Consider the following 15,742-nt stretch of genomic DNA (forward strand, 5'->3'; position numbering starts at 1 on the left):
ATTCGACATATGGCTGCTTCAGGCGCCGTCCGAGCGCCGGATCATACGCCGTCCATTCTCCTTTGACGCAACGGCACCTGCGCCCCATCTGGCGAAATGAACGGCCGTTCAATGCCGACTTCGCCCGTGCAAAATATAGGGAGAGGAACGCGTGCTGAAGGCAAGAGCCAACCCGCAGAATAGCGGCTCAAGCATTGGGTTCGATGGGAGCCAGCAGATGACCTACTTGGCAACCTGCCGGCCATTGGGGCCCGTCGCCGGAAAGGCCGTTGATGGCTGGGCGCGCCCGTCACGGCGGGCGCCACCCGAATAATGCGAGCCGCTGGTACGTGCAGTCACCCGACCTTCGACGGGAATACCGATGTTGCCTGCAGCGCACATAGTAAGAAGCGTGGTAAGAAACGCTGCGCGAAACGCGTACGCGGGCATTCCCTGGACCGTCCTGCACTAGAATTGATTTGTACCACGCTGCGGGCGTCGGTGGCAGTGTCTGGCCAGCACGACGTGCGGGATTCTCGTTGGAGGAATGTCATGCCGACTTACCAGTACAGGTGCGAGAAGTGCGGTGAAATGTTCGAACATGCCGAGCATCTCGCTGAACATGAAACCGCTCATCCGGCTTGTCCGAAATGCGGAAGCGAAAAAGTTCAGCACATACCCACGCCATTTGTCGCGAAAACGTCCAGAAAGAGCTGAATCGGTCTGACCGAGCGGCGGCAAATTCCGGACAGACAAACGGCGAGCGTCAGGATATCGATCGGTTCCTGGACGACACCCCTATGGGACGCCTGGCACGCGAAGACTATTCGATAGAGTTGCGGCGCGGGCGGCTAGTGCCTGTCTCGCGAAACGCCGCGCAGATTTTCCCGAACGCGTTTAGCGACCAGTACCGTCAAGTAGTCCAGCACTCGCGCCCCGTCACTATATTGAGCCCACGTCTCCGCATACATCTTCGACACCGTCTCGGTCGGGGTATTGGTGTCAGAGGCGATTGCCTGAACGATATCGTCAAAGTTGAGGTCGGCCATTAGATGCTCCTGACGTTCGAAGGGAGGGATGCGAGCCAGCGGGATGTCGATTAAACGACGATGCCAGCCTGCGTGCAAATTGAATCGGCCTATGGTTGACGCATGTCAGTTGTCGTCATCTTGTCTGAACATAATCAGCGGTCTCCCACCATCCGGCGCCTTGCTTCGTCGTAGCCATCTCATCCTGCGCTGCTCAACGCCTGTGTAAAGCGCGCCCCGCACCAACGCAGACATATCAATGACTTGTCGAACTTGCCCGAGTGTTGTCCACAGCCTTGCGAACAAAAACTGTGGATAAAATTTTCCCGCAACGCAATACACCTACAAACATCTGTTCTGTTTAATTTCAACAGGTCAGATGTTTACGTGTTGGACTCGGCGCTGGCTGGAATCCGACCGTGACATCTGTTTTGTGGGGAATATTGTGGGGGAAAATCGTTCGCAAACAATTCGCGAAGGGATGCTCCTGAAGCTCACCGTAGGCGATCATGGCCGCATCCTGAATGACGGCACAGGTCTGTCCGGCAACGTCTACGCTGAGGCGAAAGGTGTCAGTATCCATTTCCGCTGAAATCGCGGTGTCGGTGCAGGCTGTTGAACAGGCGCTTGTGCTGGATGGCAGTGGATTGGCGTCGTGGTCGAACTGCTGGATGAGGACGGCAATGTGGTCTCAAGGGCGTGCTCTGCGTGTCGCACGTGATGGAAGGCCAGGACACGACGCGCTGGAAATACTTCTTCGATACGCTGCGCATCGCGCAAACGCCTGCGACGCTCACGCTTGAGGCGGTGCGGACAGGTATCGGGTGGGAACGGAAGGAAAAATCATAGGGTGTGATTTTCCTGACGTCGCGCAGTGAAACGTTTTGCGCATACCCTTATCGTCGCAGCAAGTGACTTGACGATGCGAGGTGCATCAGTTTTAAGAATATAAATCCGTACTACTATCTGGATACCTACCTCCCGGGGTGACCTTCATGGCACTCCTCCTTTTCTCTTGCGTTCTATCGATCAGCATTGTCGTACCCGCATCTCCCGGTACGCTATTTCTTCTGGTCTGTTCCGCTAATTCTGACAGTTCCTGTTGTGCATTCCCACATCGTGCAGCCGTAAATCCGGATCACATTTTGAGTGTGCGTAAGTAAGTCGCAAATATAGGAATTGTCGGATTTTTCGTTTTTGGTGGTCCCTATACGGTGTGTGTGCATCAAACGTTTCAAACAATAAGCCAATAGGGATAAGAATGAAAAAATCCAGACTCCACGGTGGGACAGCCGGATTCGCGGGCCGCCTGCTGGCTGCCTTCTCGTTGCTAATATTCGCGTTCAGCGCTAACGCAGTCGACTGTTTTTCGCTGTATGCCCAGTCCGGCGCCACGCCGGGCTCCAGGACCTGCAAGCTCGACGTTACGAGCAACACGCCGGGCGGAATGGGCAACTACGCGTGTATCAATGACCTCGCCCTGATCGATCAGTGGTGCAATTCAACGGAAACCCCGCCAGACGATACCTGCCCCGTGGCAGACCCGGTGTTTCCCGCGAATGGGATTGTGACTTTCTCTGAAACTGACTTTGCAAGCGGTGACGCGTCGCCGCTTGTGTTTAGTCGTACCTACCTTTCGAAGCCGTTCGACAAAGCGCAGGTAGCGATGGGCGGGTACTGGGCAAGTAACTGGCAACGACGGCTTGATCTGACCTCGGTCAATGCAAGCACGCCGAAAATCACCGCGTATCGGAGTAACGGCCAGCCTCTGATCTTCAAGTGGGTTAACGGCGGGTGGGCGGTGCCGGGTACGTCGGGTCTTTCTCTCTTGAAAGCTGGCGACGGATACTACTACCTGAAGGACGAACGGCTTGGCACGACCGAAACATACTCCGTCAGCACAGGTCTGTTTCACTCCGAGACAACACGCACGGGTATGTATCGTGAAGTTGAATACGTTGGACAACAGATAGATTCAATCGCGCAGTGGCCCGTTGATCGGATCGGACAGGCGGCATCGCGGCTGACACTTAGTCTGACCTATGACAGTAATGGTCGGATTCTGAGTGTAGTGCCGCCTTCGGGCAACGCGACACATTATGCGTACGATGCGAAAGGCAATCTTGTTTCAGTAACCGCGCCGATTGGATACGTTCGTCAGTACCTTTATGAGGATGCCCGCTTCCCCAATGCGATGACCGGGATAAAGGACGAATCCGGTTCACGGATTGCAACATGGACCTACGATTCCAGCGGACGCACAATCTCGGTCACCCATCCGGACACGACGCGTAACGTTTCTTTCAGTTATGGCGCGAACACGACCACTGTTAGCAATATGTCCGGCAACAGCACGTACTCCTTTAATGTTGGAGACACGTCGCGTCCTGGCTCAATTGTTACGCCTGGCGGCGCGGTCTCACGTACATGGGATATATCAGGGAACCTGAAGCAGACAATTACACCGGATGGGAATACACAGTACACGTGGGACGGCGCCAACCGGCCGACGAAAGCAGTTGCGACAGTCGCTGGCAACAGGACGGTAACGACGATCGAGTATAGCGACAGTACCTCGTTGCGTCCGCATCTGGTCGCCACGCCGGGTAAAATCCGCGCGTTTGTCTATGACCAGGCCGGCAACGTTACTGGCTACGCCGAGACGGAGACAAGCGATCTGACGGGCGACCAGGGGATGCAAGCCACTGGGACCGGTAACCAGTGGACAGTCGGTGCACGCTACGATTCGGCGAGTCGCCTTCTGTCGGCTGCGATTACCCGTAATGGCTCGAAGCGTGAAGACTGGACCTACACATACGACGTACGGGGCAATGTCGAGTCAGTGCAGGATGCCGTATCTGGCTGGTCGATGCGAACGCTCGCCCGCAATTCCGAGAATCGTGCAACGCAGATAGCTGGAAACAGCGGTCAGGCGAGCATCGGATACGATGAGCGCGGTCGCGTAAAGTCCTTTCAGTATAGCGAACCGGCAAGTTCGTCAAATGGTGGACTTGCCCGTGTACTGGCAGTCGATTACCGGTACGGTCCAGATGGTTCGGTGTCCTCGCGCACGGCTCAGGTTTCAACGAATGGAGCCTGGTGGAAGCCGATTAGTGATGCTGAACTGGGTGTCTGGCTGACGAACTGGGAACTCGGGAACGACCCGGTTGCGCCACCCGCGAACCTGACAGGACTCCAGTCGGATGCTCCAGCATTCGTTCCTGATATGTGTGTCGAATGCTACATGGCCTGGAAGGCGTTGCCGACAGGTAAGCTATTCGGGCATGAGCTGGGTGAAACGCTACCGGCTTGGCGCGAGGCAACCGAGTTGATGGTCAGCGATCAGGCGCAGGTTCCTCACCCGGTGCTTGTGCCGGATCTGACCAGTTCTGCGAAGCGGTCAACGCTTTACAGCAGCCTGTTCAAGGGGGGCAGCGGTGACGGCGGAATGGTTAAATGTGGTAGCAGTGGGAATAACGAATGGCGTGAAACATACTGCCATGCCAGATACGAGGTGGATATGAAGCGGTGCGATAACTTCGCCTACGTTATGGGCGGCGAAAGAGGGAAAGCGCTTTGCAAGCAGAATGCGTGGAACGATTATCAAGAGTGCCGGGGGCATTAAATGTCTAAGTTTCTGCCGTGTTCAATAGTGGTGACGTACGACGAGAATCGGCAACAGTTGATCTTGCAGTGCGTCATGCCTGAAAGGCTGTCTTCAGCTTTGAAGGGGGCAAGTGAAATACCTGTTTTGCTGGACGAGTTCAACTTCAAGATTGATGACGAATTCGTGCGCAGGTTCGGCGGCGGGATCGTCAAACTTTTGTCAATGGGCCAACCTGATCTCAAACAGTACATGACGTTCACGGAAAGCCCGTTAGACAAGCTTTCAGAAGGTTGATAGCGCTTTGAAGGGACGTCGGTGGCGTCACCTTGGCGTCACCGGCTGGTGTGTGACGTAATAGCGAGGTGGTCGAGCTGACCTGTGCTGGGGATGCAGCTCGACTACGATCGCTGGCAGGCACGCAGGCATGCGTCGAAGGCCGTCAGGCGCGCCCCGCAGAAGCGGCAGCGTGAACAGGCAGAAAATCATGGGGGTGTGATTTATGACGTTGAGTTTCCGGCCAGACACGAGAGCCTGCGCCTTCATCACGGACGGGCTTTACCGGTATCTGAAAGAGCATCGGGGCGAGCAACCTGTGGAGCTGGTTCTTCATCCCGAGCACAAGCGCATGTTATGCGATGGTCTGCGTATGCGACGTACTGACGTCACATACGACGGGTGCTGGTTTAAAACATTCCGGCACTTGAAGACCCGTGCTGCCGTGCGCCCTGGCTAGTTACGGAAGACGGGCAGCGCCGGGAGCTGTAGCCCTATCATCGCGCGGCGTGGGAAATGTTCCTGACGTTCCCCATCGTAGGTGCACCGCAGCGTGCACAACCAACCGGTCAGCATTCAGCTTCAACAAGTGACTTGTGGAACGGCACCCGAATCGCCGTTAGCTTGAACGCTTTACGAAACACATGGGTAATATGTCGGCTCTTTTCCCCTGAGGGGAAAGGCAGTTTTCCCGCGCCGCAGCGTATGGGGAAACGTGGGAGAACGATGTTTGGCGGCCTGTGGGGAATGCTCGATTTCCCATCACGTGGCGCGCAAAGCTTTATGGCGCAGGTTCAGCGCTGTGGGGAGAAACTTATCCACAGGCTTGCGAACAGATTCTGTGGACAGTTTTCGGGTCGTTCGCCCTGGCAATCCGCGCCACCAGGACAAGATCCAGAAACGATATATACTGTTTATATCGTTTAACACTCTGGAGTTGGTCATGGTTGAGCCCCGCATCAAGAAGGCGACGAAGAAAGCATTCCACTTTCCGAAGAATGCCGATGGGCACGCAGTAACCGAGGATAAGCAAGTGGAGGCGGGGGACCCCGTGGCCACCGACGTGCAAGCCACCACGACAAAGGCGAAGAGACAAAAGCGGGCGGCACCGGTGGAAGCCACGCCAACCGACGCAGCCACAGAGGAAAAAGCGAAGCGTTTGAAGAAGGAGAAGGTCATACGCGACAGCTTCACCATGCCGAAGTCCGACTACGAGAAAATTGCCGCACTGAAACAGAAGTGCCTGGACGCGGGCGTGTCGGTGAAGAAGAGTGAGCTTTTGCGAGCGGGGTTGGTCGTGCTCGAGGCGGCATCGACGAAACGCCTGCTGGCGGCAATTTCGGCTGTCGAAACGGTCAAGACCGGTCGGCCCGCAAAGTCATAGCGCGGCGCTCACTGTGCCGCAATCGACCAGCGCCCGCATGTTATAGGCATTCCTGGTCAAGGACAGAACATGCCAGACAAGCACCTTTCACGCAGGTTTGATACTGAACTCGCTCAGGTCTCGACGAAGCTGCTCGAAATGGGTGGTCTGGCCGAGTCACAGATTGTGTGCGTGCTGGAAGCGCTGAAGTCATTCGATCTGTCACTTCTTGAGCATGTCGGCGACGCCGAACGCCGGCTCAATCTGATGGAAATTGCAATCGACGACGAAGTGGTCAACGTCATTGCCCGCTGGCAGCCGGCCGCCTCCGACCTGCGCCTTCTGATGACGGCGTCGAAGTGTGCGGCCAACCTTGAGCGTGTCGGCGACGAGGCCCGGAAAATAGCGAAGCGCACTCGTCGCGTTGCGATGGACGCAGGCGCGTGGAACCTCAACATTACCGAAATCAAGACTTCTGGCGACATGGCGTCACACATGCTTCGCGGAGCACTGAATGCATTCGCGCGCATGGATGCAACTGCCGCCGCGCAGATCGTCCGTGACGACGAAGTCATCGACACCGAATTTCGGGCATTCGTCGTCAAGCTTGTCCAGTCCATGAAGGAAGACCCTCGCACAGTTCAGCTCGGGCTCGACTACCTGTTCATCGCGAAATCCATCGAACGTATCGGTGACCATGCCACCAACATTGCGGAATCCGTCGTCTATGCCGTTCGCGGCACCGATATCCGCCACGAGCATAGAAAGCAGCGCAGGCACGAAAACTCTGGCAACTGAGGTGAAATGGTTATGGCCACGCTGGATTCAACCATCGATCGTCTGGAGTGGTACTACTCTGCTCATCCAGCGGTCCAGCCTACCCTCGTCGAATTGCGCAATGGTAGCGAGGCCACTGCGGAGAAGGCTAAATCGATTTGCTGATCGTGGAAGTACAGTACCTCTGCCCCCTTGGCTGCTGCGCTGGCGCGCCCAGCCAGATGCGACCGTCCAGCTTGCGAACGGGGCGATCGACGACACACCGAGGCACGATGTCTGTACCTCAAAACTTCCGTGAATAGGCGCGCGACCCGGACGCGGTCAAGTTCGAGGCCGTTGCGCTGCGTCGGCGCGGCTAGAAGGAATAGATCGCCCGCACCCGCGCATCGCCATCTCGGGCCGACGACACGGCGTCTTTCAGAACGCTTACCTCGCACGGTCTGCCTTGCGACGCCCCGTCGCAGATATTCTCGCTTTGAAATCTTTGTTTTCTAGCAGCATCGACATGGCCGCATGTCGCTCAAAGTTGCCGAGAGCGACCAGATAGACCTCTGGATTCAACCCCTCACAGGATTCGCTGACCTTTGCGGGAAAGCGGCCGTCAAGCCCTCGCCCCATGAGCCCGCGCTTAAGGGCGCGGGCGCAGTCGAAGGCGAGCGGCGCGAAAAGCATTACACATAACTTCGGCGCCATCGGTAGTTTCGCGAGGCCCAACAGACCTACCCGCCGGCCGCTTTGTCGAAGTCCGGACTAGCCCTGAGTCCGGCCAGCAGCCCAGCCAGCTGCTCCATGACGATCGGCTTGACCAGGTGATGATCGAAACCAGCCCGTACGCTGCGCTGGCGATCCCGTTCCTGCCCATAGCCGGTCACCGCAATCAGTGTGACCCCAGCGGTTTCGGGATGACTTCTCAGCTGCCTCGCCAGTTCGTTGCCGTCCATGTCGGGCAGGCCGATATCAAGCAGGCAGGCATCGGGGCGCTCCCGTAGCGCGCGTTCGAGCGCGCGCCGCGAATCGTGCTCGACCATCACCTCGTGTCCACAGCACTCAAGGAGCATACCGAGCGCTTCGGCAGCATCAACATTGTCGTCCACGATCAGCAGCTTGAGCCGGTCGCCCACCGGTGATTGCGCTTCCGGTTGTCGCTCGAGCGCCACCGGCTGGGCGTGCATCACTGGCAGTCGGACCATGAAGGTACTGCCTTTGCCGGGCCCGGGGCTGGAGCAGCGGGCTGCGCCGCCATGCAACTCGACCAGATGCTTGACCAGCGCCAGCCCCAGCCCCAGGCCGCCGAGCGAGCGATCGGAAGAACGCTGCGCCTGTGCAAACAGGTCGAACGCATGCGGGCTGAACTCGGATTCCATACCAATGCCCTCGTCGCGCACGGCCATTACCAGCTCTCCGTCGTCCACCTCGGCGCGGATCTCGATGTGGCGCTCATCAGGAGTGAACTTGGCTGCGTTATTTAGCAGATTGGCTACCACTTGCACCAGCCGCGCCTTGTCGCCGATGACGGTTACCTCCTCCAGCGGCAGGTGTACCGCGAGATGCTGTCGGCGTAGTTGCATCAACGGCCGGACCTGCTCGATTGCGTCCGCGACAATAGTCTGCACCGTGACCGGTGCCCTGGCCAGCGCCACAAGCCCGCGTGTGACGCGAGAAACATCCAGCAGGTCGTCCACCAGCCCAGTTATGTGCGCGACCTGTCGCCCAATAATGGCGCTGCTATGGCGCACCTGCTCCTCGTCAAGCCTGCCGATCCTGAGCAACTCCGCGGCGGCCGAAATCGGCGCCAGCGGATTGCGCAATTCGTGCGCCAGCATGGCCAGAAACTCGTCCTTGCGCTGGTCGGCCATCCTGAGCTTCTCATCGGCCACCTTGCGCTCGGTGATATCGCGGAAAAACGAGGCAATCCCGCCCTCGCCCGCCGGGTAGGCGCGCACTTCGACCCAGATGTCATCGCCGACCGGATAACTCTGGCAGTATTCGGACATACCAGCCTCGCCGCTTTCCATCACCCGGTGGTACATACGCGCGCAATCAGTGTCAATCGCTTCTGGCCAGATTTCCCAGTGGCTGCGTCCGATGATCTGCGCGCTCTCCAGATGGGCGATTCGCAGCCCTTCCGCGTTCATGTACGTGACGTTCCAGTTGCGGTCCATCAGCATGAAGCCTTCCCCGATGGTGTCAAAAATGTAACGGCTACGGTCACGCTCGGCACGCAGTTCGGCCTGGGCTCGCGCGGCTTCGACCGCGGACCACGTGCGCTCGGCCATGTCGCGCGCCAGGCGGACATCGGCACCGGTCCAGTTGTAGGGGGCGGCACGGTGCAACCCGAGGAAGGCTACCAGCCGGCCAGCCTTGACCAGCGGCACCGCCAGGAACGAGCGTATCCCGGTCATTCCGTACAGGTTGATAAAGCGCGCGGTGCGGGGATCAGTGCTGCTGTCGTTGGACAGGACGACCTTGCCGGCACGCATCGGAGTCGTGATGTCGAGGCCAAAGTCATCCAGGACAAACTCCATGCCTGCCAGACTAGGAAATGACGGGGAGGTCCAGTCGCGCGGCACGAGGAATGTACCCCGGATCGCGTCGCATTCGCCGAAGACTACTCGGGCCAGATTCAGCTGCTCGCCGAGAAGCGCGCTCGCGCGGGTGACGACGTCTTCAGGCGAGGTAAGCGGGCGCAATGCGTCTGACACCTTCAACTCAAACGCCGCACGCCGCTCTGCCATTACCCGGCCGGTCGTTTCTATCACGGTGCAGTACATGCCACCCACCTGGCCGTCGCTGTTATGCAGCGGCGAATAGGAGAACGTGAAGAAACATTGTTCAGGATAGCCGCGCCGCACTACGGTGAGCGGCAGGTCCTCGAAATACGCCGACCTGTTCGACAGGGCGCGGTCGATGATGGGAGCAATGTCCGGCCAGATCTCGGTCCATATCTGCTGAAACCGCCCCCCCAGCGCGTCCGGGTGCTTCGCAGCCATAATGACTGCGTAGGCGTCGTTGTAAAGAAAGCCGAGGTCGGGTCCCCACGCGACGAACATCGGGAACGCTGAACTGAGCACCATGCTGACTGCCGTGGTCAGCGGCACCGGCCAGGCTGAAGGATGGCCCAGCGGCGACGCGCTCCAGTCAAGTCGCCTCAGCAGTGCGCGAACTTCACCGTCACCTTCGAACATCGTCTGCCAGAGATCGGTCATAAACTAAAAGTTTGCACAATTCAGTTGAAATTCGGCATTTGGCAGGCGATGCCGGGGACTGCGGCTGCGCTTCGCCCGGCGGGACGTGTGAGCAGCGCACTCGGTACTGCCTGCCTCGGCTATGAATTAAACACGACAACCTGAACCCTTCCCGCAAAGGTCATTCCTGGCGACCGAGGAGTGTCGTAAGTTCTCTGCAAAATAAGGCGACCTCTGCCGGGATCAGTTTTAATCTGAGCCCACTGCTTGTGGACGCCTGATAAACCGTCGATCGAGTATGTCACCGGCTCTCGACCCGAATGCGGGTCGCGCCATGCGATTCGCAGAGTCGCGCGATTCGGACGCGTAGATCTTCCGCATAAGGCGCGGTGACGACTTTCGATCACGGGCAACCCTTTGCGAGCGTCCGCAGCGCGTGCTTACAAAGCCGATTTTTGCGCTCTCGGTCGGCAAGGTCGCGCAAGCCACATGGACCCGTCAATCCAAGGTGCCAAGCTATACGCTCGGCGCCGCTGAATAAACGAAACGGCAGCTTTTCGACGCTCTAATTGAATTATTTGCAGACCGAGAGCTCCGCAATACTCAGGACTGGATATGCAGAAAAAGCTGAAGCTGGATACGGATTTCTGAGCGTGGAGTTGCAGTCGTCACGAAGCCATTCGACTTGACGCACCGGTCATCAAAGTCAGAGCGACGATAGACGACATCCATCGTAGGTCTTGGTGCCGCGTCGGGCGAAAATGAAGCTGCAACTCCGCGATGCGCCTTGTTTTTCTCGAATCGGACACCGCAGACGGTAGCCGGTTGACTGCCTTGATGAAACTAGCGACCCCGCTGTCGATCGGTCCTGCCGGTCGCCGCATCCAATGAGGAGGCGCGGAGCACATTTGTCGAGCGGCGCCGGATTTCTCAGTTCGATGTGGGCCGTACTGGATTCGAACCAGTGACCAACGGATTAAAAGTCCGCTGCTCTACCAGCTGAGCTAACGGCCCGGTCCGTCCGACTCGGTACGCAAGTTGCACTTTTTGCGTGCCTGTCCTACCCGATGTCGATCGTGCGACTCGCGGACCGCGCGGGCTCCAGTTTCGGTACGGTCAACGTGAGCACGCCGTTGTCAAACTTTGCCAGGGCGTGATTGGGATCGGCGTCTTCGGGCATCGGGATCGTGCGGACAAAGCTTCCATGCGCGCGTTCCAGCCGGTAGCAGCCATTTTCCTCGCTGCGCACATCCTGCTTTTTCTCGCCGCGCAGCACGATCGCCCCGTCCTCGACGCTCACGTTCAGGTCTTCGCGCTCCATTCCGGGCAATTCGGCCGTCACGCGCAGCACCCGCCCTTCGTCGACCACGTCGATGCGCGGCTGGAAGCGCGATGAACTGAAGTCGCCAAACCATCGTTCGAGCGCGCCACGGCCTGCAAACGGATCCAGAAAGAATTCCTCCACTGCGCGCCACGGTTCGCGTGAGAACAGTCGCGGAATGTCGGGCCAGGCGGCACGCCATTGCTCACTCGTTGGCGGGCTTTCCGCACCGTCTGAATCAGACTTGCGAGTTGCCCCGCGAAGGAACTTGAAGGGGTTCCACTTTTTGAGGTCGGTGTTCATCGTATCCTCCTCTACGGTCTGGCGGAAGAACCGGATCCAGTCATGCGACGAAGCCGCGGGATTTTCGGCCAGCGAACCGGGAACAACGCCATGGCGACCTCGCGATCCGCAGCAGCGGTCAGGCGGTCAGGCGGTCAGGAAACGACCGTTGCGTTCGGTCCTGACCGTGTATCCGCGCGAGCATTCCTGTACGACGTTCTGCATGCGGGCCTCCGCGGGTGGAAGGTGGCGGCTGAACGGCCGCCACCTATGTTCTCCTGTCGTTGCTGTCCGCCTGCATGCTTCAGGTCGTGCGCACCTCGATCCGACGCGGTCGCGCCTCGTCGCGCCGCGGTATCGACAGCTTCAGCACGCCGTCCTTGAGGTTTGCATCGATTTTCGACGTGTCGAAGTCGGCCCCGAGAGCGAACGCCCGCGCGAAGTGAGGCTGGCGGATCTCCGCATGCTGCAACCGCAGCCCCGCCGGTGTGGGAACCACCGCCTCGGCCTCGATGTACAGGTTGCCATCGTGTACGTTCACCTCGAGGCGGTCCCTTGTAACGCCGGGCAGGTCCGCCCACAGGGTAATGCCCTGGCTGTCCTCGAAGATGTCCACGGGCGGCGTTATGGTGACCCGGCGTTGCGACGGGTCGTCCTGGCGGCGGCCCACCGCCGTTTCATCTTTCCTGGCAAGTTCCGTTGTGTCGTTCATGATGCCCTCCTCGGTTCGGCGACGGGTTTTATTGAACGGTGATAGCCCGCGGCTTTGACGTCTCTCGCTTGCCGACGCTCACGGTCAGGCAGCCATTGGTGTACTGCGCCGTAACCTTGTCGGGATCCGCGTGCTGGGGCAGTTCGATGACGCGCCGGAAAGCGCCGACGAACCGCTCCTGTGCATAGGTACGGGTGTCGTCGCCCACTTCCAGCTGTGCGGGTCCGCGCTCGCCGCTGATGGTCAGCAGACCCTTGTCGATCGAAACGTCGAGTTTTGCCGGATCGACACCCGGCGCGAACGCGACGATTTCAATCGAGTCGTCGGTCGAGCCGATGTTGATCTGCGGGAAGGCGCCAAAGCGCCCGGAACGGATGCTTGACGGGAAACCGCCGAAGAGGCTCGCCATCTGCCGTTGCAGACGGTCGAACTCGCTGAACAGATCGGTCCCGAAGTAGAGATCGCTCATGGTCATTTCCTCCTTCAACCAGCAGGAAGACGAACCGGCCTACGCGCTCCAGTCCGTCTGCCGTGCTGCGGGCAAACAAATCGAAACACGCAGCGCGCCGGACTGCTGGCGCGACTGCCTGAGCGGAATTCAAGATAGGATTTCGGGCGAAAATTTCAAGGGGAGATTGCGACTTTCTGCTCTTGAATTCGGGTCACCCCATCCTACCTTCACCACGCCCCCAACGGACCATGCGAGGACACCATGGAATTCGACTACGATTGGCCGACCCTTGGCCGGCACCGGATCCGCTTGCGCTCAACAAAGGGTTTCCCGACCGAGACGATGCGTACCGCGGTCGAGGTGGTGCCGCCTATCCAGTGATGCGCCGCGGCAGGCACAGGCAAGGGCCGGATGCCACGCTCAGCTGCGATTGATGAGTGCCTGATCTGATCCGCAGGCCCAATCCGCGGGCATCCGGCAACTGGGGCGCAAGCCTGACCTTCTACGTCATCCGACACGGTGCGGTTATGTCCGGGCAAAGCAGCTTCGCGGCGGTGCTCATGTTCGCGCGACCTGCGAGCCGCTGGTCGGCCGGGCGAGGCTGACCTCGCCCAGATAGACACTTTCGCCGAGCTCGCATTCGCGCGAAGCGTTGCCGAGATCATGACGGATCTCGACCCGGTAGATGCCGCTGCCCTTCGCCAGGCCGCTGAAGCGGAAATCGCCGAAGCCGTCCGTGACGGTTTCGGCCTGCTTCTGGTTGCCGACGTACAGGGTCACCGCCGCATCCGTGACGCACTCGATCACGTCTCCCATGCGAGCGCTGACGCTACCGCCGATAAAGCAGCTTTCCCAGCGCTCAAGGCCGCTGTACCAGAAGCGCGGCTTCGTGCCCAGGTTGGGCCGCAATCCCTTGAGGCCCTCGCGCCGGGCCTTCTCGTCCATCGCGGCGTCATCCAGTTTGACCGTCTCGAAGACGTCGGTGGGGCATGACTGCTGGCAACGAGGCTGAGGCCAACCCTGGTCGAGCAGATGGGCGTCGACGGCATCGTCATTATCGACCCGGACAAGGCGCGAGGCCGGAAAGACATCGTGAAGGCATGCCCGTACAAGGCAATCGTCTGGAATGAACGAACTCCATGCCGGGCTCCTTCGCCCACAGGCGCCGCGGCGTCCCCTCGAATCCCGCATAGGCCCCGTTGGTGCTTTCCGGATCGCAGGACCAGAAGACGATCATCTCCGCTTCCTGGAGGCAATCCTCGACGCCGCCATAGCCGGATGGCACGCCGATGCGCATCGAGTTGCCGAAATGATGCATGGCACCCCAATACCAGCCTTCCCAACTGTCCGGATTTGCGGCGACCCGGGTAAAGCCGATCAGGTTGGCAAATCGCGTCAGCGCGCTGAGGTAGTAGCCCACGTTGCCCCACTGATGGTGGGACGACAGCGGAAAGGTAATCGAACCGGGACCGTGAACGCGCTTCTGCCGGGTGATTTCTTTAGCGAGCATGTCAAGCGCCTCGTCCCAGCCAGCGGCGAGGCCAAGATGCCGTCCGCAACTCAGCAAGACTCGCTGGCCGCGACTGAGCGCGTCCGCGCCCCATTCGGCGTCTTTCTAACGAATTCTCAAGCGCGAGCAACCATGCTATGTCGCGTTATCAAGCTCACGCATCTCGATGAACCTCTGTGTTTCCTTCAACCTGAAATCAGGTTCGCCTTTGCCCCCCGCACCCCGATGTCGTTACACTCGATGTCTGGCCATCGCTTCCTCACCTCCCGGCTCATGGATCTAAAGCAGATTCAATATTTCATCGCGCTGTTCGAAGATGGCTCCGTAACACGCGCCGCCAAGCGGCTCAATATCGTGCAGCCCGCGCTCAGCATGCAGATCGCAAAGCTCGAAACGGAACTGAACAGCCGGCTCTTCGAGCGCGGCCCGCATGGCATGACGCCCACCGACGCCGCGCGGCAGATGTACCGCCTCTACATGCCGATCATGCGTGACATCGAGCACGCGCGCGAGCAGCTCAGCCGGCACGACGTGATCGTCGCCGGGCGTATCTCGCTCGGGATGGTGGCGTCGGAAGCGCAGAGCGTCCTGCCGGAATCGCTCGCGCTATTCAACGCGGTCTATCCGCATGTCGAGGTGTCGGTGGCCGATGGTTTCAGCGCGCAACTGATCGACGCGGTGGAAGCGGGCCGGCTAGACGCGGCTATCATCAACCGGCCCCGCGGGCGGCTGTCGCTCGATACGTCGCCACTAGTCGTCGAAGAGATGGTGCTCGTCACGAGCGCGGAACACGGCCCGGCGCTGCCCGACACCATTACGGCATCCGCGCTGACGAAGCTCGAGCTCGTGCTTCCGACGCGCCGCAACGGCCTGCGCGGCGCGCTCGACGCCGCACTGCTGAACGCCGACATCGTGATCAAGCCGCAGTTCGAGATCGACCTGCTTACCACGATCGTGCAATTTGTCGAACAAAGCAGCATCGCGACGATCATGCCGCGCGTGGTCGTGCAGCGGAAGGTCGACGACGGCCGGCTGCGCGCGACGCCGATTTCGGCGCCGCGCATCGTGCGTCACATTGTTTGCGTGAGCCATCCGAAGCGGCCGATCGGTCCTGCCACGACCGAGCTCATCGACATCATCGCCGATCAGATCCGCCGCGTCACCACGGGGATCGAGATCGCGGACCCCGATCCAGCCGACGGCAACGAGGCGTGAGCCGCTTCGCTGGCGCCGGCTTTACGCCGGCTGGCGCGC

The 15,742-nt window shown here is 59.5% G+C and carries 12 protein-coding genes, 1 tRNA gene and 3 pseudogenes; 8 read left to right on the top strand and 8 right to left on the bottom strand.

The window, feature by feature from the left end:
• Positions 1-531 precede the first annotated feature (531 nt).
• Positions 532-696 carry an FmdB family zinc ribbon protein gene (locus CJU94_RS33505; RefSeq protein WP_095422979.1) on the top strand — a complete coding sequence of 55 codons (165 nt, stop codon included), beginning with the start codon at positions 532-534 and terminating at the stop codon, positions 694-696.
• A 134-nt stretch (positions 697-830) separates the two neighbouring features.
• Here CJU94_RS33505 and CJU94_RS33510 read toward each other — a convergent pair whose 3' ends face one another.
• On the bottom strand, positions 831-1,028 hold the full coding sequence (locus CJU94_RS33510) for a DUF3562 domain-containing protein (protein WP_095422980.1): 198 nt from the start codon (positions 1,026-1,028) through the stop codon (positions 831-833).
• 687 nt (positions 1,029-1,715) lie between these two features.
• Here CJU94_RS33510 and CJU94_RS41065 point away from each other — a divergent pair.
• From CJU94_RS41065 to phoU, 5 genes are all read left to right on the top strand, one after another.
• Positions 1,716-1,856, top strand: a complete 141-nt coding sequence (locus CJU94_RS41065; protein WP_157763820.1) for a hypothetical protein — start codon at positions 1,716-1,718, stop codon at positions 1,854-1,856.
• Positions 1,857-2,268: 412 nt separating this feature from the next.
• On the top strand, positions 2,269-4,632 hold the full coding sequence (locus CJU94_RS33515) for a DUF6531 domain-containing protein (RefSeq protein ID WP_095422981.1): 2,364 nt from the start codon (positions 2,269-2,271) through the stop codon (positions 4,630-4,632).
• Entirely contained in the window at positions 4,633-4,908 is a 276-nt protein-coding gene (locus CJU94_RS33520; protein WP_095422982.1) for a hypothetical protein, read from the top strand.
• A gap of 922 nt (positions 4,909-5,830) precedes the next feature.
• Complete coding sequence (locus CJU94_RS33525; protein ID WP_095422983.1) at positions 5,831-6,271, top strand: hypothetical protein; 441 nt, start codon at positions 5,831-5,833, stop codon at positions 6,269-6,271.
• A 69-nt stretch (positions 6,272-6,340) separates the two neighbouring features.
• Positions 6,341-7,048 (top strand): phosphate signaling complex protein PhoU, encoded by a 708-nt coding sequence (gene phoU / locus CJU94_RS33530; RefSeq protein WP_095422984.1) that lies wholly within the window; start codon positions 6,341-6,343, stop codon positions 7,046-7,048.
• A 698-nt stretch (positions 7,049-7,746) separates the two neighbouring features.
• Here the strand turns inward: phoU and CJU94_RS33540 are convergent.
• The 6 genes and pseudogenes from CJU94_RS33540 to CJU94_RS33565 form a co-directional block, all read right to left on the bottom strand.
• The gene (locus tag CJU94_RS33540; RefSeq protein ID WP_244221133.1) at positions 7,747-10,233 is read right to left on the bottom strand and encodes an ATP-binding protein; all 2,487 of its coding nucleotides are present in this window, start codon (positions 10,231-10,233) and stop codon (positions 7,747-7,749) included.
• Positions 10,234-11,153: 920 nt separating this feature from the next.
• A tRNA-Lys gene (locus tag CJU94_RS33545) sits at positions 11,154-11,226 on the bottom strand.
• Between the two features lie 46 nt (positions 11,227-11,272).
• The gene (locus CJU94_RS33550; RefSeq protein ID WP_095422986.1) at positions 11,273-11,836 is read right to left on the bottom strand and encodes an Hsp20/alpha crystallin family protein; all 564 of its coding nucleotides are present in this window, start codon (positions 11,834-11,836) and stop codon (positions 11,273-11,275) included.
• A gap of 283 nt (positions 11,837-12,119) precedes the next feature.
• Positions 12,120-12,527 carry an Hsp20/alpha crystallin family protein gene (locus tag CJU94_RS33555; protein WP_095422987.1) on the bottom strand — a complete coding sequence of 136 codons (408 nt, stop codon included), beginning with the start codon at positions 12,525-12,527 and terminating at the stop codon, positions 12,120-12,122.
• Positions 12,528-12,555: 28 nt separating this feature from the next.
• Complete coding sequence (locus CJU94_RS33560; protein ID WP_095423393.1) at positions 12,556-12,996, bottom strand: Hsp20/alpha crystallin family protein; 441 nt, start codon at positions 12,994-12,996, stop codon at positions 12,556-12,558.
• 540 nt (positions 12,997-13,536) lie between these two features.
• Positions 13,537-14,022, bottom strand: a pseudogene (locus CJU94_RS33565) (carboxypeptidase-like regulatory domain-containing protein); the annotation flags it as partial.
• Between CJU94_RS33565 and CJU94_RS41975 the strand changes: the two are divergent.
• Positions 14,020-14,109: pseudogene (locus tag CJU94_RS41975) on the top strand (4Fe-4S dicluster domain-containing protein); the annotation flags it as partial. The pseudogenes CJU94_RS33565 and CJU94_RS41975 sit on opposite strands and share 3 nt — an antisense overlap.
• Here CJU94_RS41975 and CJU94_RS41980 read toward each other — a convergent pair.
• Positions 14,105-14,509, bottom strand: a pseudogene (locus CJU94_RS41980) (molybdopterin-dependent oxidoreductase); the annotation flags it as partial. The pseudogenes CJU94_RS41975 and CJU94_RS41980 sit on opposite strands and share 5 nt — an antisense overlap.
• Positions 14,510-14,761: 252 nt before the next feature.
• Here CJU94_RS41980 and CJU94_RS33575 point away from each other — a divergent pair.
• Positions 14,762-15,703 (top strand): LysR family transcriptional regulator, encoded by a 942-nt coding sequence (locus CJU94_RS33575; RefSeq protein ID WP_095422988.1) that lies wholly within the window; start codon positions 14,762-14,764, stop codon positions 15,701-15,703.
• Positions 15,704-15,742 lie beyond the last annotated feature (39 nt).

The sequence above is a fragment of the Paraburkholderia aromaticivorans genome (assembly GCF_002278075.1).
GTDB lineage: Bacteria > Pseudomonadota > Gammaproteobacteria > Burkholderiales > Burkholderiaceae > Paraburkholderia > Paraburkholderia aromaticivorans.

What these genes read in the sequence shown, in the direction of transcription:
- CJU94_RS33575 (WP_095422988.1), top strand. Translation starts at nt 14,762, where the DNA reads ATGGATCTAAAGCAGATTCAATATTTCATCGCGCTGTTCGAAGATGGC.
- CJU94_RS33540 (WP_244221133.1), bottom strand. Translation starts at nt 10,233, where the DNA reads ATGACCGATCTCTGGCAGACGATGTTCGAAGGTGACGGTGAAGTTCGC.
- CJU94_RS33505 (WP_095422979.1), top strand. Translation starts at nt 532, where the DNA reads ATGCCGACTTACCAGTACAGGTGCGAGAAGTGCGGTGAAATGTTCGAA.
- CJU94_RS33550 (WP_095422986.1), bottom strand. Translation starts at nt 11,836, where the DNA reads ATGAACACCGACCTCAAAAAGTGGAACCCCTTCAAGTTCCTTCGCGGG.
- CJU94_RS33515 (WP_095422981.1), top strand. Translation starts at nt 2,269, where the DNA reads ATGAAAAAATCCAGACTCCACGGTGGGACAGCCGGATTCGCGGGCCGC.
- CJU94_RS33525 (WP_095422983.1), top strand. Translation starts at nt 5,831, where the DNA reads ATGGTTGAGCCCCGCATCAAGAAGGCGACGAAGAAAGCATTCCACTTT.
- CJU94_RS33560 (WP_095423393.1), bottom strand. Translation starts at nt 12,996, where the DNA reads ATGAGCGATCTCTACTTCGGGACCGATCTGTTCAGCGAGTTCGACCGT.
- phoU (WP_095422984.1), top strand. Translation starts at nt 6,341, where the DNA reads ATGCCAGACAAGCACCTTTCACGCAGGTTTGATACTGAACTCGCTCAG.
- CJU94_RS33555 (WP_095422987.1), bottom strand. Translation starts at nt 12,527, where the DNA reads ATGAACGACACAACGGAACTTGCCAGGAAAGATGAAACGGCGGTGGGC.
- CJU94_RS33510 (WP_095422980.1), bottom strand. Translation starts at nt 1,028, where the DNA reads ATGGCCGACCTCAACTTTGACGATATCGTTCAGGCAATCGCCTCTGAC.
- CJU94_RS33520 (WP_095422982.1), top strand. Translation starts at nt 4,633, where the DNA reads ATGTCTAAGTTTCTGCCGTGTTCAATAGTGGTGACGTACGACGAGAAT.